The sequence below is a fragment of the Nocardia sp. CA-136227 genome, from assembly GCF_050955695.1.
Taxonomy (GTDB): Bacteria; Actinomycetota; Actinomycetes; order Mycobacteriales; family Mycobacteriaceae; genus Nocardia.
In genome coordinates this window covers 6,608,617-6,631,479 of the sequence record NZ_CP192081.1, presented here as the reverse complement: position 1 = coordinate 6,631,479, position 22,863 = coordinate 6,608,617, and the positions used below count along the sequence as shown (strand labels likewise).

Annotated in this window: 24 protein-coding genes; 12 read left to right on the top strand and 12 right to left on the bottom strand. The window is 68.2% G+C overall.

The features are described 5' to 3' along the window. The first annotated feature begins 24 nt into the window (after positions 1–24). The 6 genes from eno (at position 25) to ACQP06_RS30820 (ending at position 5,565) form a co-directional block, all read left to right on the top strand. Entirely contained in the window at positions 25–1,311 is a 1,287-nt protein-coding gene (gene eno, locus ACQP06_RS30845) for a phosphopyruvate hydratase (protein WP_357091949.1), read from the top strand. A 51-nt stretch (positions 1,312–1,362) separates the two neighbouring features. Further along, entirely contained in the window at positions 1,363–2,040 is a 678-nt protein-coding gene (locus ACQP06_RS30840; RefSeq protein WP_433668301.1) for an FtsB family cell division protein, read from the top strand. Next, complete coding sequence (locus ACQP06_RS30835; protein WP_357280342.1) at positions 2,037–2,585, top strand: DUF501 domain-containing protein; 549 nt, start codon at positions 2,037–2,039, stop codon at positions 2,583–2,585. The genes ACQP06_RS30840 and ACQP06_RS30835 overlap by 4 nt, the downstream gene beginning before the upstream one ends. A gap of 52 nt (positions 2,586–2,637) precedes the next feature. Next, on the top strand, positions 2,638–3,657 hold the full coding sequence (locus tag ACQP06_RS30830; RefSeq protein ID WP_433668299.1) for an exopolyphosphatase: 1,020 nt from the start codon (positions 2,638–2,640) through the stop codon (positions 3,655–3,657). Positions 3,658–3,787: 130 nt separating this feature from the next. Further along, complete coding sequence (locus tag ACQP06_RS30825; protein WP_433668297.1) at positions 3,788–5,254, top strand: peptide MFS transporter; 1,467 nt, start codon at positions 3,788–3,790, stop codon at positions 5,252–5,254. 170 nt (positions 5,255–5,424) lie between these two features. Then, positions 5,425–5,565 carry a hypothetical protein gene (locus ACQP06_RS30820; RefSeq protein ID WP_433668296.1) on the top strand — a complete coding sequence of 47 codons (141 nt, stop codon included), beginning with the start codon at positions 5,425–5,427 and terminating at the stop codon, positions 5,563–5,565. 11 nt (positions 5,566–5,576) lie between these two features. Here the strand turns inward: ACQP06_RS30820 and ACQP06_RS30815 are convergent, their stop codons facing one another. Next, on the bottom strand, positions 5,577–5,888 hold the full coding sequence (locus ACQP06_RS30815; protein WP_433668294.1) for a hypothetical protein: 312 nt from the start codon (positions 5,886–5,888) through the stop codon (positions 5,577–5,579). 115 nt (positions 5,889–6,003) lie between these two features. Continuing rightward, a complete protein-coding gene (locus tag ACQP06_RS30810; protein WP_433668292.1) occupies positions 6,004–7,485 on the bottom strand; it encodes an MDR family MFS transporter in 1,482 nt (493 codons plus the stop codon). Positions 7,486–7,791: 306 nt separating this feature from the next. On the opposite strand from ACQP06_RS30810, the gene ACQP06_RS30805 reads away from it, so the two are divergent. Continuing rightward, positions 7,792–10,530 (top strand): ATP-binding protein, encoded by a 2,739-nt coding sequence (locus ACQP06_RS30805; RefSeq protein ID WP_433668290.1) that lies wholly within the window; start codon positions 7,792–7,794, stop codon positions 10,528–10,530. Positions 10,531–10,541: 11 nt separating this feature from the next. Here ACQP06_RS30805 and ACQP06_RS30800 read toward each other — a convergent pair whose 3' ends face one another. The 7 genes from ACQP06_RS30800 to ACQP06_RS30770 form a co-directional block, all read right to left on the bottom strand. Then, complete coding sequence (locus ACQP06_RS30800) at positions 10,542–11,360, bottom strand: alpha/beta fold hydrolase (RefSeq protein WP_433668288.1); 819 nt, start codon at positions 11,358–11,360, stop codon at positions 10,542–10,544. Positions 11,361–11,433: 73 nt separating this feature from the next. Continuing rightward, positions 11,434–11,802 carry a nuclear transport factor 2 family protein gene (locus ACQP06_RS30795; protein ID WP_379275154.1) on the bottom strand — a complete coding sequence of 123 codons (369 nt, stop codon included), beginning with the start codon at positions 11,800–11,802 and terminating at the stop codon, positions 11,434–11,436. Between the two features lie 100 nt (positions 11,803–11,902). After that, a complete protein-coding gene (locus ACQP06_RS30790; RefSeq protein WP_433668286.1) occupies positions 11,903–12,313 on the bottom strand; it encodes a hypothetical protein in 411 nt (136 codons plus the stop codon). 206 nt (positions 12,314–12,519) lie between these two features. Then, positions 12,520–13,365 carry a 3-hydroxybutyryl-CoA dehydrogenase gene (locus ACQP06_RS30785; RefSeq protein WP_357091916.1) on the bottom strand — a complete coding sequence of 282 codons (846 nt, stop codon included), beginning with the start codon at positions 13,363–13,365 and terminating at the stop codon, positions 12,520–12,522. A 107-nt stretch (positions 13,366–13,472) separates the two neighbouring features. Then, on the bottom strand, positions 13,473–14,153 hold the full coding sequence (locus tag ACQP06_RS30780; RefSeq protein ID WP_433668285.1) for a hypothetical protein: 681 nt from the start codon (positions 14,151–14,153) through the stop codon (positions 13,473–13,475). Between the two features lie 10 nt (positions 14,154–14,163). After that, positions 14,164–14,985 (bottom strand): SGNH/GDSL hydrolase family protein, encoded by an 822-nt coding sequence (locus ACQP06_RS30775; RefSeq protein ID WP_433668284.1) that lies wholly within the window; start codon positions 14,983–14,985, stop codon positions 14,164–14,166. Between the two features lie 23 nt (positions 14,986–15,008). Then, positions 15,009–15,683, bottom strand: coding sequence for a hypothetical protein (locus tag ACQP06_RS30770; RefSeq protein WP_433668282.1), 675 nt, complete (start codon positions 15,681–15,683; stop codon positions 15,009–15,011). A gap of 72 nt (positions 15,684–15,755) precedes the next feature. Here ACQP06_RS30770 and ACQP06_RS30765 point away from each other — a divergent pair, with 72 nt between their 5' ends. Continuing rightward, a complete protein-coding gene (locus ACQP06_RS30765; protein ID WP_433668280.1) occupies positions 15,756–16,313 on the top strand; it encodes a MarR family winged helix-turn-helix transcriptional regulator in 558 nt (185 codons plus the stop codon). A 168-nt stretch (positions 16,314–16,481) separates the two neighbouring features. Next, positions 16,482–18,620 carry a LuxR C-terminal-related transcriptional regulator gene (locus ACQP06_RS30760; protein WP_433668278.1) on the top strand — a complete coding sequence of 713 codons (2,139 nt, stop codon included), beginning with the start codon at positions 16,482–16,484 and terminating at the stop codon, positions 18,618–18,620. On the opposite strand, the gene ACQP06_RS30755 is transcribed toward ACQP06_RS30760, so the two are convergent. Both ACQP06_RS30755 and ACQP06_RS30750 read right to left on the bottom strand, forming a co-directional pair. Next, on the bottom strand, positions 18,621–18,971 hold the full coding sequence (locus ACQP06_RS30755; RefSeq protein ID WP_433668276.1) for a hypothetical protein: 351 nt from the start codon (positions 18,969–18,971) through the stop codon (positions 18,621–18,623). A 174-nt stretch (positions 18,972–19,145) separates the two neighbouring features. After that, positions 19,146–19,493: a YbaB/EbfC family nucleoid-associated protein gene (locus ACQP06_RS30750; protein WP_433668275.1), complete on the bottom strand. Its 348-nt coding sequence runs from the start codon at positions 19,491–19,493 to the stop codon at positions 19,146–19,148. A gap of 178 nt (positions 19,494–19,671) precedes the next feature. Here ACQP06_RS30750 and ACQP06_RS30745 point away from each other — a divergent pair, with 178 nt between their 5' ends. Genes ACQP06_RS30745 through ACQP06_RS30735 form a run of 3 tightly spaced genes read left to right on the top strand, consistent with a single transcriptional unit; the run spans position 19,672 to position 21,712 of the window. Continuing rightward, positions 19,672–19,965, top strand: coding sequence for a hypothetical protein (locus tag ACQP06_RS30745; RefSeq protein WP_404204479.1), 294 nt, complete (start codon positions 19,672–19,674; stop codon positions 19,963–19,965). Further along, entirely contained in the window at positions 19,962–21,194 is a 1,233-nt protein-coding gene (locus ACQP06_RS30740; RefSeq protein ID WP_433668273.1) for a DUF6973 domain-containing protein, read from the top strand. Before ACQP06_RS30745 ends, ACQP06_RS30740 begins: the two co-directional genes overlap by 4 nt. 11 nt (positions 21,195–21,205) lie before the next feature. Next, complete coding sequence (locus ACQP06_RS30735; RefSeq protein WP_433668271.1) at positions 21,206–21,712, top strand: hypothetical protein; 507 nt, start codon at positions 21,206–21,208, stop codon at positions 21,710–21,712. A 275-nt stretch (positions 21,713–21,987) separates the two neighbouring features. On the opposite strand, the gene ACQP06_RS30730 is transcribed toward ACQP06_RS30735, so the two are convergent. Beyond that, entirely contained in the window at positions 21,988–22,842 is an 855-nt protein-coding gene (locus tag ACQP06_RS30730) for a hypothetical protein (protein WP_433668269.1), read from the bottom strand. Positions 22,843–22,863: the final 21 nt, after the last annotated feature.

Here is a 22,863-nt window from a genome sequence, read left to right as displayed (position 1 = left end):
CAGCAGCCGAAGGAGTGTCGTTTCGTGGCCATCATCGAACAGGTCGGAGCTCGCGAGATCCTGGATTCTCGTGGCAACCCCACTGTCGAGGTCGAGATCGCTCTCGACGACGGCACCCTCACCCGCGCGGCCGTGCCCTCCGGCGCGTCCACCGGTGAGCACGAGGCCGTCGAGCTGCGTGACGGTGGCGACCGCTACCAGGGCAAGGGTGTGCAGAAGGCCGTCGAGGGCGTCCTCGACGAGATCGCCCCGGCCGTGATCGGTCTCGACGCCGTCGAGCAGCGCACCGTCGACCAGACCCTGCTGGATCTGGATGGCACCCCGGACAAGTCGCGCCTGGGTGCGAACGCCCTGCTCGGCGTGTCGCTGGCCGTGGCCCGCGCCGCCGCCGAGTCCTCGGGCCTGGAGCTGTTCCGCTACGTCGGCGGCCCGAACGCCCACGTGCTGCCCGTCCCGATGATGAACATCCTCAACGGTGGCGCGCACGCCGACTCCGGCGTCGACGTCCAGGAGTTCATGATCGCCCCCATCGGCGCGCCGACCTTCAAGGAGTCGCTGCGCTGGGGTGCCGAGGTCTACCACACCCTGAAGTCGGTGCTGAAGGCTCAGGGCCTGTCCACCGGTCTGGGCGACGAGGGCGGTTTCGCGCCGTCGGTCGCCAACACCCGCGCCGCCCTGGACCTGATCGTCTCCGCGATCGAGAAGGCCGGTTTCAAGCTGGGCAGCGAGATCGCGCTGGCGCTCGACGTGGCCGCCACCGAGTTCTACACCACCGGTGAGGGTTACAAGTTCGAGGGCAAGCTGCACACCGCGGCCGAGATGTCGGACTTCTACGCCGGCCTGCTGGGCAACTACCCGATCGTCTCGATCGAGGACCCGCTGTCCGAGGACGACTGGGACGGCTGGGTCTCGCTGACCGACCAGATCGGCGACAAGGTGCAGCTGGTCGGCGACGACCTGTTCGTCACCAACCCGGACCGCCTGGAAGAGGGCATCGCCAAGGGCGCGGCCAACGCGCTGCTGGTGAAGGTCAACCAGATCGGCACCCTGACCGAGACCCTGGACGCGGTCGACCTGGCCCACCGCAACGGCTACAAGACGATGATGAGCCACCGGTCCGGCGAGACCGAGGACACCACCATCGCCGACCTGGCCGTGGCCGTCGGTTCCGGCCAGATCAAGACCGGCGCCCCGGCTCGTTCCGAGCGTGTCGCCAAGTACAACCAGCTGCTGCGTATCGAGGACGCCCTGGGCGACTCGGCGCGCTACGCCGGTGACGCGGCCTTCCCGCGTTTCGCGTTCGAAGGCTGACATAGTCGAAGGCTGAGAAGGCAATCGATCAGCTGACTTTCGAGGTGTGAGATGACGGAGCGACGGGCGCGCGGTACCAGTCCTGCGGGACGAAGTGACCGGCGCCCGTCGCGCTCCACCCGGTCCAAGACCGCCTCGGGCGGGAAGCGGACCGAAACCGCCACCGCGGCATCCAAGTCGGGCGCGGCCGCCAAGGTCGCGAGCAAGACCCGGACCGCGGCCAAGGCCACGGCCAAGCGCCGCACCACGTCCGCCGCGAATTCCGAACGGCACGAACGCAAGATCCTGGGCCTGTCCACGGGTCGCGCGGTCCTGCTGGCCGCGGTGCTGGCGGGTCTGGCGCTCACCCTGGCGGTCCCGCTGCGCACCTATTTCACCCAGCGCACCGATGCCGCCGAACTGGCCACCCAGCACAATCAGCTGGAAGAGGAAGTCTCGGTGCTGCGTGATCGCCGTGCGCAGCAACAGGATCCGAACTACATCAAGGCCGAGGCCCGGGACCGCCTGCGCCTGGTGATGCCGGGGGACACCCCCTACATCGTGCAGATCCCCGAGATCGAGCAGCCGGCCATCCCGACCCAGCCCGCCAAACCGCGGGAGCCCGACCCCTGGTACACGCAGGTGTGGCGCAGCATCTCGTCGCCGCAACCGGTCGCCGCCCCCGCACCCACCACCACCCCGGCGCCGCCCCCGCCGCCCATACCGTCCGAGGAAGGACAACCCAGGTGACCGCAGCCGAGAACGAACCCAGCGAGCGCGATCTCGCGATCGTCGCCGAGCAACTGGGCCGGGCTCCGCGCGGCGTGCTCGCCATCGCGTATCACACCCCCGACGGCCTGCCCGCGGTCGTGAAGACCGCGCCCAAGCTGCCCGACGGCACGCCCTTCCCGACCCTGTACTACCTGACCGACCCGCGGCTGACCGCGGAAGCGAGCCGGCTCGAGACCACGGGCCTGATGCGCGACATGTCCGAACGCCTCACCCGCGATCCGGAACTGGCCGCCGCCTACCGTGCCGCGTACGACAGCTACCTGGCCGAACGCAATGCCATCGAGGACCTGGGCACCGATTTCGCCGGGGGCGGCATGCCCGACCGGGTGAAGTGCCTGCACGTCCTGATCGCTCATTCCTTGGCCAAGGGGCCGGGGCTCAATACGCTCGGTGACGAGGCCGTCGCCCTGGCGGCCGAACACGGCCTGCGCGGCACCGCCATCCCCGCCGACTGGCCGAAATACGACCAGTACCGCACCGATTCGGCCACCGGCGACGCCTGACCCGGCGCGTTCGCCGGAGTCGTTCGGCACCACTCGAATTCAGAGGTCATTGATGAGCAATGCGGAATTCGCCCAGAGCTCGGCGGCTGCCGGCGACACGGCGGCCGAAGGACACGAGCGGATCGCGGCGATCGACTGCGGCACCAATTCGATTCGTCTACTGATCGCCGACGCCACCCGCGACGAGGCGGGCGCGCCGCACCTCACCGACGTGCACCGCGAGATGCGGATCGTGCGCTTGGGGCAGGGCGTCGACGCCACCGGTGCGCTGAATCCCGAAGCGATCGAACGGACCCGGGTCGCGCTGCGCGACTACGTGGACCTGATGCTGAAGCACGGGGTGACCCGGGTGCGGATGGTCGCCACCTCCGCCACCCGCGACGCCTCGAACCGCGAGGACTTCTTCGGCATGACCGGCGAGGAACTGGGCCGGGTGGTGACCGGCGCGCAGGCCGAGGTCATCACCGGTGACGAGGAGGCGCGGCTGTCGTTCGCGGGTGCGGTCGGGGAACTCTCCAGTGCCGCAGGGCCTTTCGTGGTGGTTGATCTCGGCGGCGGGTCCACCGAGGTGGTGCTCGGCGACGCGGCCGGTGTGCAGTCGGCGTATTCGGCCGATATCGGTTGCGTGCGGATCACCGAGCGCTGCCTGCACGGCAATCCGCCCACCCGCGAGGAGGTCGCGTCCGCGCGGTTCTTCGCCTCCGAGCGGCTGGCGCAGGCCTTCGGCGTGGTGCCGGTGGAGCGGGCGCGCACCTGGGTGGGCGTGGCCGGAACCATGACCACGATCGCGGCGGTCGCGCTGGATCTGCCCGAATACGATTCGGAGCGAGTGCATCTCACCCGCATGCCGCTGTCGGACCTGCGCAAGGTGTGCGATCGGCTGATCGGCATGAACCACGACGAGCGGGCCGCGCTCGGGCCCATGCACCCCGGCCGGGTGGATGTGATCGGTGGTGGCGCGGTGGTTGCCGAGGTGCTGGCGGATGAGCTGGCGCGGCGGGCCGGGATCTCCGAACTGATTGTCAGCGAGCACGACATCCTGGATGGCATCGCGCTTTCGATTGCCTCATAAGGACATTCTTCGAGGGCTTTCAAGGCCATTTGCCCGATGCCGAGGTCGGGCTCACTTTCCCCTGGGAAAATGTGACGTAAGTTAACTTGCGAGGTTGCTGTCAGATTGCCCGATATGGGAGGGTCTCGGTATGTCAGGAGTAGCACAGGACGCGAAACCGGCCACTGAACGGACCCTGTTCGGCCATCCCATCGGTATCGCGAATTTGTTCGGCGTCGAATTGTGGGAACGGTTCTCGTTCTACGGGATGCTCACCATTCTCGGCTACTACCTGTACTACTCGACCACCGACGGCGGCCTGGGCATGGCCGAGTCGACCGGTCTCGGCATCGTCGGCGCGTACGGCGGTCTGGTCTACCTGTCGACGGTGCTGGGCGCGTGGGTGGCCGACCGGCTGCTCGGTTCCGAGCGGACCGTCTTCTACGGCGGCGTCATCGTCATGGCCGGTCACATCGCGCTGGCCATCCTGCCCGGACTCGCCGGTGTCGGCGTCGGTCTGGTGCTGGTCGCGCTGGGTTCGGGTGGTCTGAAGGCGAACGCCTCCTCGCTGCTGGGCACCCTCTACGACAAGGACGACCCGCGCGCGGACGGCGGCTTCACCCTCTTCTATCTGGGCATCAACCTGGGCGCCTTCGCGGGCCCGCTGATCACCGGCCTGCTGCAGGACCACATCGGCTTCCACTACGGCTTCGGCGCCGCGGCGGTCGGTATGGCGATCGGCCTCACCCAGTACGTCATCTTCCGCAAGAACCTCGGCGAGCACGGTCGCGACATCCCGAACCCGTTGCCGCGCACCGAGATCCCGAAGGTGATCGCCGTGCTGGCCGCCTTCGCGGTGATCGTCGCGATCGCCGCCGCCACCGGGCTGGTGACCCTGTCCAACCTGCCCAACGTCACCACCGGCGTCATCACCGCCGCCTCGATCGTCTACTTCGGCATCATGCTGACCAGCGCCAAGGTCACCCCCGTGGAGCGCACCCGGGTCCGCGCCTACATGCCCCTCTTCATTGCCAACGCCGTCTTCTGGTCGCTGTTCCAGCAGATCTTCACGGTCCTGTCGGCCTACTCCGACAAGCGCATGACCTGGTCCATCTTCGGCTGGACCGCCCCCTCCAACTGGATCGGCTCGATGGAACCGGTCTGGATCATCGCCCTGTCGCCGCTGTTCGCCATCATGTGGACCCGCCTCGGCATGCGCGCCCCCAGCACCCCGCGCAAGTTCTCCCTCGGCGTCGTCGGCATGGGCGCCGCCTTCCTCCTCTTCACCCTGTTCTCCGGCACCGAGGGCAAGTCGGTGTCCTTCGTCATCGTCTTCTTCATCCTCGGCGCCTTCGCCGTCTCCGAGCTCATGCTGTCCCCGATCGGCCTGTCGGTCACAACCAAGCTGGCCCCCAACGCCTTCCGCGCCCAGATGATGGCCCTCTACTTCTTCTCGGTCGGCATCGGCACCTCCATGTCCGGCGTCCTCGCCAAGTACTACGACCCCTCCCACGAGCTCGCCTACTTCGGCATCACCGGCCTGGTGGCCATCGTCGTCGGCATCATCGTCTGGGCTCTCTCCCCGTGGATCAGCCGCCACATGGAGGGCGTGCACTGACCCTCGGGCCGGCCGCGGGTTGCTAGGTTCGTGCCTGTGGCGCGCACCGTACCCATCCATTTCGTGCTCCGCGTCCTGCGCGACGGTGAACGGCGCGGCCTGGACACGTCCTGGTCGGCGGCGCGGACCGCCTCACCCCGCCCTCAGCCTCCCGAAGGATCGCCGAAGGGTTGCGCGCCAACGGATTCCAGCCCCGCTATATCGAACTACCCCGCCTGGGTCACTGCACCAGCCTGGAGGACCCCGACACGGTGACCGTCGAGATCGAGCGCGCGGCCGTCACCGGCAGCGCGGGCCGCGCCGTCGGCTGAACGGCCGAGCGTCACATGCCGGGCATGGCGAGGAATTCGTAGACCTCGATGGTGCCGCCCGATTCGGTGTGCGGATGGCCGTCCAGGACCTTCTGGAGGTCTCCGGCCGAATCGGCCTGCAGGATCGAGAAGCCGCCGACCCCGCCATCGGCGTTCACCGAGCCCGGTCCGAGGGGTGAACCGAGATCGACGAGCGCGGCGCCGGCGCGCCCGGCCCAATCCATCCAGGCCTGCATCCCGGCCGCGAGCGCTTCGGGGGTGCTCTGCGCGATCTGTTCGCGAGCGGACTGATCGGATTTGTAGAGCACGAGGAACTTGGTCATCGGTGGCTCCTGTCTCTCCGACTGTTCGCCAATCGTATGCCGAGATCCCGCGACACGGTGCGGGTATACGAAAGCGCCCACGGCGTTCGGCCGTGGGCGCTTTCGGTGCCGGGATTCAGTCCTTGACCAGCTGCGGGGCGTCGTCGAGCTCGTCCAGGGTGTCCGGGATCTGCTCGCCGTGCGCCGGGGCGTCGGAGCGGTTGGGGAGCAGGACCGCCATGACGATGACGACCAGCGCCAGGCCCGCCGAGACCAGGAAGGCCAGGCGCATGCCGTCGAGGTGGGCGTTGAGCGGGTTCTCGCCGCCGTCGACCAGGTGGGTGGCGCGGGAGGTCATGACCGTGATGACCAGGGCGGTGCCGAAGGCGGCGGCCACCTGCTGGAGGGTGCCGAGCATCGAGCTGCCGTGGGAGTACAGGTGCATGGGGAGCGCGCCCAGGCCGAGGGTGAAGACCGGGGTGAAGGCGGCGGCCAGGGACACCATCAGCAGGATGTGCAGGGCGACCAGGGCGGCGTAGGGCGTGGTGAGCGAGATCTGGGTGAAGCCGACCAGGGCGGCGGTGATGCCGATCGAACCGGGGATCACCAGGATCCGTCCGCCGAAGCGGTCGAAGATCTTGCCCACGGTGGGACCGAGCAGACCCATGGCCAGGCCACCGGGCATGACCAGCAGACCGGTCTGCAGCGGGGTGAGTTCCCGCAGGGTCTGCAGGTACAGCGGCAGCAGGATCATCGAGCCCATCATGGCCAGGAAGGCCACGGCCATCAGGACCAGCGCCTTGGCGTAGGTGCCCGACAGCAGGACGCGCAGGTCCAGCAGCGGGGTGCCGTTGCGCTGCAGCGAGATCTGACGGACCACGAAGATGGCGACCAGGGCCAGACCACCGGCCACGAACAGGGCGGGGGTCGCGACGCTGCCGGAACCGAACTTGCTCAGGCCGTACACCAGACCGCCGAAACCGAAGCCCGCGAACACCACACTGAACCAGTCGATCGAACCGGTCTGCGGCTCACCGACATTCTCCAGGTTGCGCAGACCGAACACGGTCACCGCACCGGCGATCGGCAGCACCAGCACGAACAGCCAGCGCCAGGAGCCGTAGTTGAGCACCGCGCCGGAGATGACCGGTCCCATGGCCGGGGCCACCGAGATGGCGAGGGTGACATTGCCCATCACGCGGCCGCGATCCTGCTCGGGAACCACGGTCATCAGCGTGGTCATCAGCAGCGGCATCATGACGGCGGTGCCGCCGGCCTGGATGACGCGCGCGATCAGCAGCACGGCGAACGAGGGCGCGACCGCGGCGAGCGCGGTGCCGACCAGGAAGACACCCATGGCGATGGCGTACGCGCGGCGGGTGGAGACCCGCTGCAGGAACCAGCCGGTCACCGGAATGACGGCGGCCATGGTGAGCATGAAGACGGTGGACACCCACTGCGCGGACCGCTCGGTCACGTGGAGATCGTTCATGAGCCGCGGAATCGCGTTGATCATGATGGTCTCGTTGAGGATCACCGTGAATGTCGCGAGCACCAGCAACCGGATGACCGTTGGTGTCCGCTGCTTGGTCGAGCTCGCGGATAGGTCGGCGGGCATCGGTAAACCTCCGGGGTGTTCGTGTTCGAGGGGTGGGTGGTCCGCGGAATCGGTGATCGCCGTCCGGGTGCCACATCGATGCAGACGGGTACTGATCGCTCAACTCATCGGTCGGCGACAAGTATTCCGGCGGGGTCCGACAGGATTCATCCGATTATCGGCCGTCTCACCGCTGAGCGGGACGCTGAATATGTGCTTTCACCAGTGCTTATGACGGCCGGAAAGATTGAAAAGTGAGGCAGGTCACGTTTTCTCGTATCCACCGGCCCGGCGGCGCATGTTCTGTTACCCGCCATGATGGACGGTGTGAGAACGACCGTGGCCGAACAGCTTCCGCCGCTGCGTGGACGCGAGCAGGAGCAACAGGCGCTCGGCGCGCTGATCGACGGTGCGCGCGAGGGCCGCAGCGCGGTCCTGGTGGTGCGCGGCGAGGCCGGGATCGGCAAGACCGCGCTGCTGGAGGACGCCGCCGCGCGTGCCGAGGGATTGCGGGTGCTGCGCGGCACCGGCCTGGAGGCGGAGGCGGAACTGCCGTTCGCCGGTCTGCAATTACTCCTGTCCCCGGCGTTGGATCGGCTGCCCGGCCTGCCGGACCCGCAGCGTGAGGCCTTGTCGGCTGCCCTCGGACTCGGCCCCGGCGGTCGCGAACCCATGCTCACCGGACTGGCGGTGTTGTCGCTGCTCACCGAGTACGCGGACGGATCGGGTCTGCTGGTCGTCGTCGACGACGCGCAGTGGCTGGACCGGGCGTCACGGGACGCGCTGCTGTTCGCGGCCCGGCGGCTGCGGGCCGAGGGCGTGGTGATGGTGTTCGGCGTGCGGGACGGGGAGGGCACGTTCGAGGCGGTCGGCCTGACCGAGCGGCGACTGACCGGTCTGTCACCCGAGGCCGCCGCCGCCCTGCTCGACGAGCACGATCTCACCCCGGCCGTCCGCTACCGGCTGCTGGCCGAAGCGCACGGCAACCCCCTCGCCCTGCGGGAACTGCCGCTGGCCATGGCCGCCGAGGCCACCCCCGATCTCGCCGCGGGCGCGCTGCCGCTGACCGATCGGCTGCGGCTGGCCTTCCACGGCCGGATCAGCCGCCTGCCGGAGGCGACCCGAACACTGCTGACCGTGCTCGCCACGGATGAATCCGGTGAACCCGCCGTCATTCTGCGCGCGTCGGCGAGCCTGGGCGCGGGGATCGACGATCTCGCACCCGCGGAGGCGGCGGATCTGCTGCGCCCCGACTCCGGGACCTCGATCACCTTCCGCCACCCGCTGATTCGCGCGGCCGTCTACCAACGTGCGCCGCTGGGACAGCGTTTGGCCGCGCACCGGGCACTGGCCGAGGCTCTCGATGCGCCGGAACAGTCGGATCGGCGGGCCTGGCATCTGGCGTCGGCGGCGCTGGGTCCCGATGCCGAGGTGGCGGATGCGTTGGAGCGCACCGCCGTTCGGGCTCGTGAGCGTGGCGGTCACACGGCGGCGGCCGCTGCCTACGATCGCGCGGCGCGGCTGAGCGATGGGCCCGAGGACCGTACGCGCCGACAGGCCCTGGCCGCTCAGGCATCCCTGGAATCGGGTGATGTCGAGCGGGCCGGAGAGCTGGCCCGCCGCACCGCCCGGGAGGTGAGTTCGGAATCGTTGCGCGCCGGTCTTTCCCAGGTTCAGGCCCTGGCCAAGTTCTGGCAGGGCGAGTTCCCCGAGGCGCATCGGCTGCTGATCGACGCGGCCGCGAGCATCGCCGCCGACGATCCGGAGCAGGCCGCGGGAATGCTGGTTCAGGCCATCCATACCGGCTGGTACCTGGGTGAGCCGGAACTGACCGAGGTACTGAAGCGCCTCGGCGACCTACGCCTGACGGACGAACCCGCCGTGGCACCCGTCGTGCGGTTCCTGGGCCGACTGTTCGATAGCGGCCCCGGCACACCGCTGTCACTCACCGAGACACTCGCCGAGATCCGTTCCCGTGGTGAGGTTTCCGACCAGGTTCTGCTGATCCTGTGTGGCGTGGCCTTGGCCCGCGGCCAGGACGGCCCCGCCTTCGATCTGGCCGTATCCCTGGCGGCCCGGCACCGTGCCGCCGGTGCCGCGGGCCGCTTGCCGACCGTACTGTTCTTCGCCGCCGAAGCCGATATCTTCACCGGCCGCCTGACCGACGCGCGCACCGCCACCGTCGAAGCCCGCGACCTCGCCCGCGACACCGGCCAGCAGCAGTGGGTGCGCCAACTCAGCAGTGTGCTGGCGCATCTCGACGCCCTGCGCGGCGATGAGGCCGAATGCCGTGCGCACGCCGACCTCGGTCTGGAAGGCGACACTCCCGGATCGATCGCCCCCGGCGCGCCCTGGGCGCACTGGTCGCTGGGCTTGCTCGACCTCGGCGCCGGCCGCGCCGAGTCCGCCCTGTCCCGCTTCGAGCGTTTGACGAAAGTCCCCTTCAGCCACCACATCTGCGCCACCCGCTCGATTCCGGATCTGGTCGAGGCCGCCGTCCGGCTCGGAGCCCCGGACCGCGCCGCCGCCCCGTTCGCGAAGCTGGCAGGCTGGGCGGAATCGGTGGGCCAGCCGTGGGCCGAGGCCTTGGTACTGCGCTGCCGCGCTCTGCTCGACGACGATCACGCCGAGGACCTCTACATCCGAGCTCTGGCGATCCATGATCGCGAGGCCCGCCCCATCGAATTCGCCCGCACCGCACTGCTGTACGGCGAATGGCTGCGTCGTGCCCGCCGCAAGTCCGAGGCCCGCACCCACCTGACCGAGGCGCTCGAGGTCTTCGACCGCCTGGACCTGCGCCCGTGGGCCGAGCGGGCCCGCCACGAGCTGTCGGCGGCGGGCGCTCCCGCCGCCGATCCCTCCGGTGCGCGGACGACCGCTACCGGCCTGACCCCGCAGGAGTTGCAGATCGTCCGCCTGGCCGCCGAGGGCCTGTCCAATCGCGATATCGCGGCCCAGCTGTTCCTCAGTCACCGCACCGTCGGCTACCACCTGTACAAGGCGTACCCGAAGCTCGGGGTGACTTCCCGCGGCGAGTTGAAAGGAATTGCCGCGCAGCTGCATTGATCGCGGCGCCGTCACGCCTTGACGAACTCGAGGAGGTCGGCGTTCACCTGGTCGGCGTGGCTGCGGTACAGCCCGTGGCCGGCGGTCGGGTACTCCTTCAGCACCGCCGCGGGGTAGAGCCGCACGGCCTGGTGGCTGCTGACCTCGATCGGGATGGATTGGTCGTGCAGGCCGTGCAGCAGCAGGGTGGGCACCGTCAGTGCGGCGACGTCGGCGCGGTGGTCGGTGCGGGCCACCGCCTTCTGGACCTCGAGCGCCGCGATCGGGGAGCAGCTCATGCTGCGCTGCACCTCGGCCTCGATGGCGGCGGGGGAGACCCGGGTGCCCAGGTGGGTGGCGAAGTAGCCCTGGGCGCGGTCGGCCAGCCACTGGGCGCGGTCGGCGCGCAGGTCCGCGGTGGAGGCGTCGATCATCGCGGCGGGAATGCCGATCGGGTTGTCCTCGGTTTGGAGCAGGTACGGAATCGCGGGGCCCAGCAAGGCGATTCGCGATACCCGGTCCGCGCCGTGGCGGGCGAGGTACCGGACGGCTTCCGCCGCGCCGGTGGAGTGCGCGATCAGGGTCGCGTCCCGCAGGTCCAGGTGTTCGAGCAGTGCGGCGAGATCGTCGGCGCGGGTGTCGGTGTCGTAGCCGGAGGACGGTCGGTCCGAACGGCCGTGGCCGCGGCGGTCGAGCAGGACACAGCGGTAGCCCTGCTCGAGGAAGAAGGGCACCTGGCACTCCCACATGTCGGTGGGCAGGGCCCAGCCGGAGATGAAGACCAGTGGTGCGCCGGTGCCGTAGTCCTCGTAGGCGAGAGCGGTGCCGTCGGCGGGAGTGGTGAAGAACATGGGAATCCCCTTGTCGTACCGAAGTTTCGGTGGAGGGCCGGGCGGTATCGCGTCCCGCCCGGCCGGTCGTGGATCAGAGTCCGGCCGGGACCTGGTCGAGGAAGCCGTAGACGCGCTCGATGCGTCCGTCGGCGGCGAGGGCGGCCACGTCGAAGCCGATCACCAGCGGTTCCGCGCCGGGAGCGCCCAGGTGCCAGGTGAATCGGGCGATGTGGTGGTTGGCGTCCACGGCCCCGCCGAGGGTGAACTCGAGCCCGGCGAACTGCGCCTGCACGGCGGCGATGGTGGCGTCGAGTCCGGCGTGCCCGCGCACCGACACCAGCGGGTCGGTGTATTCGGCGTCCGCGGTGAACAGTTCGGCGACCAGTGCGGCCCGCTGCCCGGCGTCGGTGGTGTTCCAGGCGGTCAGGTAGCGCTGCACGAGTTCGGTGATGTCACTCATTGTCGTTCTCCTCGGTTCGTGTGAACTTGATGAGGACAACGTTATGAAGATCGCGGCGACCGGGAATCTGTCGTCATTAGGTACTGACGACCGGTCTCGCTCAGCCGAGGTGTTCGATCCGCTTCTTGGTGGTGTTGACCGGCGAATTCAGGGTCAGGTCCAGCACGGTGACCGTCACGTCGGTGAGCGCCCCCGACTGGAACTTGGCCGATTCCCCGAACAGCTGCACCGGATTGACCGTGACCGTGGCCTGCTGCGGCTGCCCGGCGCACACGACCGGTGCGAGGGTGCTGCCATTGACCCCGGACCCCTGGTAGGGCGTCGCCCGCACGGTCACCGACAGGGCGGCGGCGGGTCCGGTACACAAATACGAAACCGTGATCACGGCATTGCCATTGGTCTCGCGCGCGCTGTCGACGGCCAGCGCGGGAATGGCCTGCGCGTTACCGGCGGCCAGGGTGACGGCGGCGGCGAACGCGCCGAGGGCGGTGACGAGGCTGCGTGCGTGCACGGTTGTTTCCTTGCTGTTCCGGAACCGATTCACTGTTTCCTGCACCAGATTTCAGGAAGTCAGCGGCGCATCGCGGGTCAGGGTAGTGCATAACAAACCAACCATGTTGGACAATTGATAAGTTCGTGACCGTCATTCGTTCGCGCACAGCCGGACACGAAACGGCCGCCCGCACTTCGAGTGCGGGCGGCCGAATTCGGGGTGAATCAGTAGGTGTAGAAACCGCGGCCGGTCTTGCGGCCCAGGTAGCCCGCGTCCACCATGCGGCGCAGCAGCACCGGCGGCGCGTACTGCGGCTCACCGAACTCGGCGAACAGCGACTCGGCGACCGCGAGGGTGACGTCCAGGCCGACGGTGTCGCACAGCCGCAGCGGGCCCATGGGGTGGGCGCAGCCGCTGACCATGCCCTCGTCGATGTCCTCGGCGCTGGCGAAGCCGGTCTCGAACATGCGGATCGCGCTGCACAGGTACGGGATCAGCAGGGCGTTGACGATGAAGCCCGCCTGATCCTTGGACTCGATGGTGCGCTTGCCCAGCACGTCGCGGGCGTAGCCGGTGACCTTGTCGACCACGGCGCGGTCGGTCTTGAGGGTGACCACGATCTCGACCAGCGGCAGCACCGGCACCGGGTTGAAGAAGTGGACGCCGACCACGCGCTCCGGGTGGGCGGTGGCGTTGGCCAGCCGGATCACCGGGATGGAGGAGGTGTTGGTGGCCAGGATGGTCTCGGGGGAGACGATGCCGTCGAGCTTGGTGAAGAAGTCGGCCTTGAGCGACTCGATCTCCGGCGCGGCCTCGATAACCAGCTCGCGATCGGCGAAGTCGTCGATCGAGGTGGTCAGGGCGATGCGGGCGCGGGCCTCGTCGGCCGCGGCCTGCTCGAGCCGCCCGGACTTCACCGCGCGCGCCAGCGACTTCTCGATCCGCTCCACCGCGGCGTCCGCCGCCTGGGTGTCGCGCTCCAGGATCAGGACCGACCCGCCCGCGCGGGCCGCCACCTCGGCGATACCGGCACCCATGGTGCCGCCGCCGATCACGCCAATGCGTTCCACGAAATCTCCTTGTACTCGAGTTACTCGGGCACCATCTTCCTGGACCGCCCGCACCTACTCTCAGCTGGGCGGACATTGTGAGGTACACCGCACACCCGCCCCGGTCGTCAGAGGGGAGCGGTGATGGTGGTGAAGTACTGGACCGCCGCCAGGACCGCCACGGGCGCGGTCACCAGCAATTGGCCGGCGATGGTGCCCAGCGTCCCGATCGCGACCACACCGCCCAGGCACCCGACCACCGCGCCGGGCAGGAACGGGCCGAAGAGCCCGACGATGGTGGCCGCGGCGACCGTGGCCCCGACCGCCGCGCCCAGCACGCAACCGACCGCCGCCCCGCCGACACCCCCGACCAGCGTGCCCAGGACCGCGCCCATGCCGATGGTGCTGTTCATTCGATTCCAGGCGGCCTGCTCGCGTTGATAGGGCGTCTGGAATCCGGCGGAGTCCTCGAACGGCAGCGCGACCGGAGCGTAGACGGCGTGCGCGGGATCGAGGTCGGGGACCAGCGTCGCGGTCCGGTCGGTGATGGCGGCCGCGATCGGGAAGACGAAATCGTCCACGCGGAAGGACATTTCGGCTCCGGCGAGCACGGTGCCGCCGGGCGACGCGATGGTGAGCACGCCATCCCGCAGGGCGAGGACGCCGTCCTGCACGGTGATGACCGCGGCATCGCCGATCTGGGCAGCGGTGACCGCGACGGCGTCATCGGATGCGGCGGAAGCGGTCGGCTGGGTCGCGCACACGCCCGCGACCAGCAGGGGAGCGAGGGCGATCATGGTCATTCGCATGGGCTTTTCCTCACGCCATCGCCGCGAGCGCCGACACCGCGGCCCGGGCGACGGCGACCTGGCCCACCGGGGTGAGGTGCACGCCGTCCGGCTCGTAGAGCCGATGACCGGAGCCGGGGCGGGTGACGGTGAGCGTGTCGATCACCGGTTCCGGCCGCTCGCGCAGCGACCGCGCGGTGTCCTCGTGATCGGCCGCGCGCCAGCTGATTCCGGCCTGCTGGAACGGCGGGAAGGTCGCGATCAGCGACTCGTCCGCGTCGGTCGGGGTGAGCCAGACCCAGCGCGCGCCGCTGAGCCGCACCCCTTCGTCGTGCAGGACGCCCAGATTGCGTGTGGTCTCCTCGGCGCTGACCACGCGGGGCCCGTCGGGGCCGAGGCGCTGCGCGTCGTTCGCGCCGAGCTGGCACAGGACCCAGTCGGGGCGTTGGAAGCCCAGCGCCGCAATGCCTTTCAGGGTGTTCGTGGTGGTGGCACCGGTGACCGCCAGATTGAGCAGGGTGATCGCGTCTCCCGGCCGTCGTAGTTCGAGCAGGTGGCGCAGGATCTCGAACCAGGACAGGCGATCCGCGGTGCTGCTCTCACCGAGCGCGACCACACGCGTGCCGGGGGCGAACGGGAGCCTGTCGACCTGCTCGGCGACCGCGTCCTCGGTCAGCAGATCCGCCGCCGCGGCTCGCGCCTGCGTCGTGAATTCCTCACACAGCGAGCGATATCCGTCGGATTCGAGGCCGAACAGCGCGGCCACATGGGCGTCATCGATGCCGTTCAGATAGGGGAGCGACAGTTCGGGCCGCTGGAACCGCACCAGTTTGGTGATCATCGGGGTGGTCATCGGATTTCTCCTGGGAGTGTGAATTACGAACGGGGAAGCAGGAATCCGGCGGCGATCAACCAGGCCATGCCGGTGAAGCGCGCGATCGGCAGCAGGAAAGCCGCCGCGGTGACGGCCAGCGCCGCGGTGGTGCACAGGGCGATCACCGCGATCACCAGGCCCGCGCTGATCAGCCACGGGGCGAGCAGCCGTCGCGGCGTGGCGCTCACGGCGATTCCCGCGATGAGCAAGCCGGTGGCCATCACATTGGCCGGGCCGCCGCACAGGAACGCGAGCGTGTGCAACCCGCGGACCAGGGCCGGATCGCTCACCACCTCGGGCACGGTGAGCGCCCAGCTGACGAGTCCGGAGCAGATCAGGAAGACGACAGCGAGCGCGCCGCCGATCGCGGCGAGCGTGGGCCCGAAGCCGTCGGCGACCCGTCGCAGCCGGGCCGCGGCGGCCGCGGTGTAGAGGGTCAAGGGGATGGCGCTCGCGTACTGCAACACCGCGCCGGTGCGCACGGCCGAGGAGTGGTCGCGGAAGTAGGCGAGCGCGTCCCCGGCATCCGCGAAGGGTGACGGAAATGGGCTGCCACCTGCTTGAACGGTGCTGATGACGAGTCCGGCGACGAACAGTCCGGCGACGGCGACGCCGAGGCTGCCCAGGGGTGGTTCGAGTGCCTCGGGCTTCGGAATGGCGGGGGATTCGGCAGACATGACGGATGATTCCGTTCTCTTGCATGAATCATTCTCTGCTGTGAACGATTGCCTGCCGTGTACGATAACGCCGTGGCCGAAGCGAAGCAAGAGGAATCCGGGCGAGCGCAGCCGACCCGCCCCATGCGCGCGGTCGCCTTCCAGCTCGCTCAGCTGGGCGCCCGGGCCACGCAACGGTTCTCGGAGCGAATCGCCGAAATCGGGCTCACCCCACCGGAAGTCGGCATCCTGCGGATGATCGCCGCGGAGCCGGGCCGCAGTCAGCGTTCCCTGGCCGCCGAACTCGGTGTCGTCCCCAGCCGCGTGGTCGCCCTCATCGACCCCCTCGACACCAAGGGCTTGATCGAACGCCGCCGCAGCCCCGCCGACCGCCGCAACCACGAACTGCATCTCACGCCGGCGGCGGGCGAACTCCTCGCCCAGCTCGGCGCGATCGCCTTCGCGCACGAACGGGAACAGACCGCGGCGCTGTCGGACGACGAATATCGGCAGCTCGCCGACCTACTGGATCGCCTGGTCGCCGCTCGCGGCCTGACCCCCGGCGTGCATCCCGGATACGCCTCCTTGCCCGCGGACGAAAAGGTGCGCGGCGCCACCGCCGGATATCCCGGCCACGCGCGAAATCGGTAACCGGCCAACGTATCCGACCTGCGGTCGCGGCGGCCACCGGCAAGTTTCTGCCAGGTCCGTGCCGGTGAAATCAGGGGCACTGTCGAGGCGCGGGCCTGCGGAACCGGTCCTAGACTGCGGCTTCGGGGGGACGACTGCCGGATTTCGATCGGATGGGATGCCTTCGCGATGCCTGACAGCTACAGAATCCCCGCGCTACTCGAGCGGAAAGGGCAGGTCGACGAGGTTCGGCGGCTCATCGCGGACTCTCGGGTCCGGGTATTGACGGTGACCGGGATCGCGGGGGTGGGCAAGAGTCGACTGGCCGCCGAAGCCGTGCAGGATGGGGTGTCGCGGGTGGTCGCGGTGGATCTGGCGGAGCTGGAGGATGCGTCAGCGGTCGGGGCCGCGATCGAGGCCGGGCCTGTTCCCTCGATTCTGTTCCTGGACAACTGTGATCGTCTCGTTCGCGCGCTCGCGGACGAGCTTCCGGCGTTGTTGAATCGCTGTCCCGATCTGACCGTCGTAACCACCAGTCGCCGGGCCTTCGGGCTCTACCAGGAATGCCTCTTCCAGGTGCACCCGCTGCCCACAACGACCTCTCCGGACCCCGAGACACCGAGCCCGGCCGCGCGGCTGCTGCTCGACAGCATCGAAACCCGTTTCCGGGGAGCCACATCCGCGGACCTCGCGATCGTCGAGGAGATCGCGGCCGCCTTGGGCGGCGTGCCCCTCGCGCTGGAACTGGCCGCAGCCGCCATCGCGCGGTTCGGGGCCGAGCGGACGCTGCGGCGCATCGAATCCGGGCAGCCGCTGCCGCCGTCGCCGTTCGTCGACACGCCCGCCCGGCATCGCACCGTCCGCGAGTGCCTGGAGTGGGGGACCGGCGATCTCGACCCGCTGTCCACCGATCTGCTGCTGCAGATCACGACCTCCGACGTGCTCACCGATCTGGAGGAAGTGCTGTTGCTGCTGTGCGGTCAGCAGCGTGACGCCATCGTGGATCGGCTCGCGGACCTGGTCAACCGCAGCCTGCTCGACCACGCGGTCGCCGGCAACGGGCACTACACCTACGCCATGTCCGGGTTCACGCGCACCTGGCTGCGGCAGCTGCTCTCCGCGGATCCCGAACGCGCACTGCGTATTCGGGCCATGCGCGCGGCCGGTATGAGTCAGCTCGCCGCCCGTATCGCGCGCATGCTCGACGATCCGGCCCGTCGCCCCGCCGCGGTGCGGCTGGCCGAGCGCTGGCACGGCGACCTTGTCGCGACCATCGACTACTTCACGATCCAGGGCGAGGCGGCCCGCGCGGTGCGCATGCTGCGCGAACTCGAGGACGTCTGGATCGAGCGGCGCGCGTTCACCTGGGCGGAGGCGACGCTCATCCGGATGTCGAAGACCGCGGATCCGGTCGCGGCGGCTCTGGGCCGGGAACTGCTGGGCCACTGGGCTTTACGCTCCGGCCGATTCGCGGACGCCGTCGGCCTGCTGACCTCCGCCGTCGAACCGACCGGTTCGGCAGTCTGGCGACTAGCCCTGGCCTGCTACGAAGTGGGGGACACGCAGCGGGCCCGAACCCTGGTCGACAGCGCCCCACCCGCCACCGCCCGCACACCCCGCGAACGCGAAGCGGGCGAACTGGTCGAAGCGCTGATCCACTTCGACCGATCCCAGGACGGCGAAGGCGGCTGGCAGACCCTACGTGACCGCGCCGCCGCCCTGCCCCACCGCCGGGACCGCCTCGGCCTCCTCGCCGCCCTCGGCCGCACCCTCCTGCGCGCCGGCGCACCCCAGCACGCCCACGAGGTCTTCCGCCTCGCCCTCCGCACCCCCGACCCCGCCCGCAATGCCGTCGAGATGGTTGTCGCCCTGGAGGGCTGCGCCCGCGCCTATCACGTTGCGGGCGAACACTATTCCGACCATGTGCACCGACTATCGGCCGCGGCCCATTGGATCCGCGACGCCTATGCCCTCCCCCAACTGACCGACCACGTCGGCATCCCCGACCCCGCCCTCGACTCCGACGACCCCGCCATCTCCACCGTCGGTTCCGTCCTCGACATCGACGAGGCCATCGCCTACGCCCTCTCCACCCCGCCCCTTCCCGCCGAACTCCCCGATTCCCCCGTCTCCCGCCTGACGAAACGCCAACTGGAAATCGCCCGCCTCGTCACCGAGGGCATGACCAACCGCATGATCGCCAGCCGCCTCGGCATCGCCGAATGGACAGTCGTCAACCACCTCCGCCAGGTCATGACCAAACTCGACTGCCCCTCTCGCCTCCACGTCGCCCTGGTGATCAAACAACAAGCCCAGCAAACCGCCTGATCAACTCGGATGCGGCGCACCACCGAAGTCGAGCGCGATGAACAGCAGGGCCAGCGGAAGGGCGACGATCGCGAACCACAGCGTCGCGGGCACAGCCGCGGCCCGCGTATACCGATACCGCGACCCCACCACCCCGATCGCGATGATCACGGCGAACGTCGCGACCCAACTGGCCCAATACCCAACCGACCCCACCCCGTACTCCACCGGCCCGTCCTCCGTGACGGTAGCGGCGCGGTGCGGGTCGGTAATCCCCACGCTCCGCTGAAGCACGATGATCGCGCACGGGTAGGCGAAACCCAATACCGCCCCGACGATTCCACCCGCAAAGCCCCCGACCGCTTCCAGCACGGCCCCACGATTCCCGTTCATGCGAGGAACTCTCGCCGCCCCCGCTTGCCGAATCCTTAAGGCCCACTGGAATGTGAAAGCCGTTCCCGCCAAGACCGGATCAGCCGCCCGCCAAACTCTGCTGTCCCGCATCGCCGGAACCGGGCGACGCCCCAGAGCCCGCCGGTAGCCGCCTCAGTTGGTCCAGAGCCTGACCGGATGCAGGTCGTCCTGGTCGGCCCATTCGGGTTGCGGCGGCGGCGTCGCCTGTACGGCGTTCTTCTTCTCGTCGCGGAGGAACTGTTCGTACACCTTGTGGGCCTGCGCTTCCGCATCGGCGCGCGCCGCCCGGTACTGCTCGATGATGGTCCGCTCGAGCTGCTGGGTCCCCTCCGCGGCGGCGTGCGGCGCCAGCCTGATCTGGGTGATCTGGCCGTAGGCATCCACCTCGATCGCCATGCTCCGGTCCGCGGCGCGAGCCTGGGCTCGGACCACCCCGATGGCCTCATCGATCTTCTCGGCCCGCGCGCGACGCTGGTCCACGTGCTTCGCTCCCCTTTTTCCGGATCGTCCATGCCGGGATGTCTCCCCCCGACTGCCCGACACTGTACCGACACCGAGCGTCGGATTGTTCCCAGTACATACCGACCGCTACTATTCAGCAGCGCATGGCTAGTGCTGGGGGATTCATGAAGCGAAAGCTGTTGGTGGGACGGTAGACATGGTTGCCTTCGATCCCGAAAAGTTGCGTGGGCTCGCGACCGATACCCGCACCCATGCCGGTGCGATCGGCAAACTGAACCCGATCGGCGAGCACAACCGTGACGCCGCTCCCGGCGCGATGCCGTTCTCCGCCTTCGCGAAAAACGTCCAGAGCGTGCTCAAGGCGATGGATCGGGTGGTGACGCTCCATCAAGGCAGGCTCGACCAGTTCGCGACTCTGACCGATAACGCGGCCGGCACCGTCGATGGGATGGAAGAGGCGAATGTGGCCGGATTCAAGGGGATCAAGTGAGCGGGGAGAAGATCACCATCTCCACGGTGCTCGGGTGGAAGCTCGATTCGGCGCGCTTCGCCGGCGCGGACGCGATGAACGCCGGTATCACCCTCGAGGCCGAATCCCTCAATGCCGACAAGGCAATTCAGGGTTCCGACCCGTACTTCGGTGAAGCCGGCGGTAACGCCGCCCGGACCATGTCGACCAAGTTGAAGAACGAGGCGGTCACCAGCGGTGACGTTCTCGATGCCATCCACAAGCAGATCGACACCACCGCTGCCGCACTGCAATCGGATATCAAGAGTTTGCAGTCGGCCGTCGACGACGTCAAAGACTCGGAGTGGAACCTCTTCTACGACGACGAGACCGGCGACGTGAAGTCATACGACTCGAACTGGGAGACCATCAAAAAGACCTGGGGCAACCCGGCTTCCGTCGCTTGGAAGACCGCCGCCTGCCTCAGCTTGGGTGCCAGTCTCAAGCAGGCATTCTGGGATGTGCAGGCAACCGACAAGATCGGCGCGCGCGACCTCGCCACGCAACTCGAGCACGTGTCCGATGCTGTCAAGCTGGTGCTGGCCGGTATCCCGGAGGACGCCGCGCTCCGGGATATCCTCCTGAAATACCAGGTGGACGCGACGAAGTCCGAGATCGTGGTCTGGCCCGACTCGACCACGCTGAACCTGATCAGGTTGTACAAGCCCGACATGCAGCCGGTAGAGATGACGGTCGAGGAAAAGGCCGCGATGGACAAACTCTGCAACCCGGCCTACGGCGGCAATCCGATGAACTACATGAAGTTCAACGACATCAAGGACGAGGCCGAAGAGTTCGGGAAGAACAACAAGTACACCGACGTGAATCCGAAATCGAAGGATGACGGTCATGGGGATGCGGCCCGGCATGCCTACTGGAACGCACGTATGACCCAGGAGTTCGGCGCCGACTGGGCGAAGCAGTACGCCACCGCTCATGAAGGTGTCGGTGGAAACGGTCCGCAGCGCGAGGCGATGGACCTCAAGAACAACGATGTCGGTCGTCAGATCGGTCTGGCGAACATGAACGCATCGAAGGACGACCTGAAGTCAGCGGTCATCGCCGCGGTCGACAAGGGCGACACCGTCGTCATCCACAGCCCCAATGGCGACAATGCTCCCGCCCAGATCGCCTTCAGCAATACCGTTCCTTGGACAGCGACGACGAGTCCCGAGCAAGTGGACATCCCACTGCCGGGCAAGGGAAAGTGAGTGCGAGGCAAGTGAAACCAGCTCCGATCGTTGTCGGCATTCTGATGGTTCCACTGCTGGCCGGATGCGCTGCCAAACCGGCGAAGCCCGCTGCGAAAACCTGCCAATCCGAAATCCGCCTCGACCAGGAGCCGGAGCCGCTCGGCTCGAGCAAGGCGCTGACGAAGGAACTCGAAACCGCCGGTCGAGGGCATCAACCCGTGAGCCTCGGCGAGATCACCCACGCGGCAGGTTGGTCCGATGACTGGGACACGATGATCGAGGCCGCCGAAGCCTACAACGACGACTGGATGAACAAGACCGCGCAAACCCCAGCGGGCACCTGCTGGAAGGGGCTGCCGCCCAGCATCAATTCCGATCCTGCGCCTTACGGCTACTACGTCTTCCTCAAAGACCGGCATGTGGTGCAGTCCGTAACGTGGCACACCGGGAGCATGCCCCTGCTACTCCTTCCCGGCGAGCGGCTGACTCACGAAACCACGCTGAACGCCAAAGGCGGAGGACTCGCAACTTACTGAGGCCCTCACCGACGTCACGCTTCATCCGCCTCGACAGTAAGCCGGAGCCGCTCGGCTCGAGCAAGGCGCTGACGGCGGAGTTCAAAACCGCTGGGTCCAAGGAACAAACCATCAGTCTTGGTGAGGTCAGGTGGTGCAGTCCGTGACGTGGGATACCGGGTACAGGGTCCTGGTATTCCGCGCCAACGAGCGACTGACCCACGAAACCATGCTGAACGCCAAAAGCGGAGGACTCAGAACGTACTGAGGCCGCCGTTCAGGGCCTGACTCGCGGGTTACTCGTGGAATTGGAGGATCGGGCCGAATCCGGCGAGCTGGAACACGATGTCGACGAACAAGTCGGGTGGATGGCTTGCGGCGATCGCGGTACACCAGGTGTCGGATGTCGGGGTGGGGGTCTGGCCCATTGTGGACCAGCCGGTGAAAGGTGTTCCGGTGTAACGGAATGTCGCTCCGGTATCGTGCAATTGGTACAGCTCGCCAGCGGTGGCGGCGATGGCGACTGTTGCGGGGTTGCGGTCGAGTTGTTCCCAGCCGGTGAGTGGGGTTCCGGTGTAGTGGAAGATCGCGCCTGTTTCGTGTAATTGGTAGAACTTGTTGGCACCGGCGGCGATGGCGACTGTTGCGGGGTTGCGGTCGAGTAGTTCCCAGCCGGTGAGTGGGGTTCCGGTGTAGCGGAAGATCGCTCCCGTTTCGTGCAGCTGGTAGAGGTCGTGGCCGCCGGTCGCGATGGCGACTGTTGCGGGGTTGCGGTCTAGTAATTCCCAGCCGGTGAACGGCGTTCCCGTGTAGCGGAAGATCGCACCGGTCTGATGACGCTGATAGAGCCGGTCGGCGGAGGCGGCGATCGCGCATGTCACCGGGTTGGCGTCGATTGCCTGCCAGCCGGTGAAGGGGGCCGCGTCGGGCCCGAGCACGAAAAGCGCACCCGTCTCATGCATTTGGTACAGGTCGGTGTCATTCGCGGCGATCGCCGTGGTGAGGGGATTTCTGTCCAGCTGCTCCCAGCCGGTCAGCGCGGGACCGGTGAAGCGGAAGACAGCGCCGGTGTCGTGCAGTTGATACAGCCTGCTCCCGACGGTGATCGCGCGGGTCGCCGGGTTCTTGTCGATTTCGTTCCACTCGGACATGGTCGATACCTGCCTGCCGGT

Coding starts and splice junctions, on each gene's coding strand:
- ACQP06_RS30840 (WP_433668301.1), top strand. CDS start 1,363: ATGACGGAGCGACGGGCGCGCGGTACCAGTCCTGCGGGACGAAGTGAC.
- ACQP06_RS30830 (WP_433668299.1), top strand. CDS start 2,638: ATGAGCAATGCGGAATTCGCCCAGAGCTCGGCGGCTGCCGGCGACACG.
- ACQP06_RS30825 (WP_433668297.1), top strand. CDS start 3,788: ATGTCAGGAGTAGCACAGGACGCGAAACCGGCCACTGAACGGACCCTG.
- ACQP06_RS30815 (WP_433668294.1), bottom strand. CDS start 5,888: ATGACCAAGTTCCTCGTGCTCTACAAATCCGATCAGTCCGCTCGCGAA.
- ACQP06_RS30810 (WP_433668292.1), bottom strand. CDS start 7,485: ATGCCCGCCGACCTATCCGCGAGCTCGACCAAGCAGCGGACACCAACG.
- ACQP06_RS30800 (WP_433668288.1), bottom strand. CDS start 11,360: ATGTTCTTCACCACTCCCGCCGACGGCACCGCTCTCGCCTACGAGGAC.
- ACQP06_RS30795 (WP_379275154.1), bottom strand. CDS start 11,802: ATGAGTGACATCACCGAACTCGTGCAGCGCTACCTGACCGCCTGGAAC.
- ACQP06_RS30780 (WP_433668285.1), bottom strand. CDS start 14,153: ATGCGAATGACCATGATCGCCCTCGCTCCCCTGCTGGTCGCGGGCGTG.
- ACQP06_RS30775 (WP_433668284.1), bottom strand. CDS start 14,985: ATGACCACCCCGATGATCACCAAACTGGTGCGGTTCCAGCGGCCCGAA.
- ACQP06_RS30770 (WP_433668282.1), bottom strand. CDS start 15,683: ATGTCTGCCGAATCCCCCGCCATTCCGAAGCCCGAGGCACTCGAACCA.
- ACQP06_RS30760 (WP_433668278.1), top strand. CDS start 16,482: ATGCCTGACAGCTACAGAATCCCCGCGCTACTCGAGCGGAAAGGGCAG.
- ACQP06_RS30745 (WP_404204479.1), top strand. CDS start 19,672: ATGGTTGCCTTCGATCCCGAAAAGTTGCGTGGGCTCGCGACCGATACC.
- ACQP06_RS30730 (WP_433668269.1), bottom strand. CDS start 22,842: ATGTCCGAGTGGAACGAAATCGACAAGAACCCGGCGACCCGCGCGATC.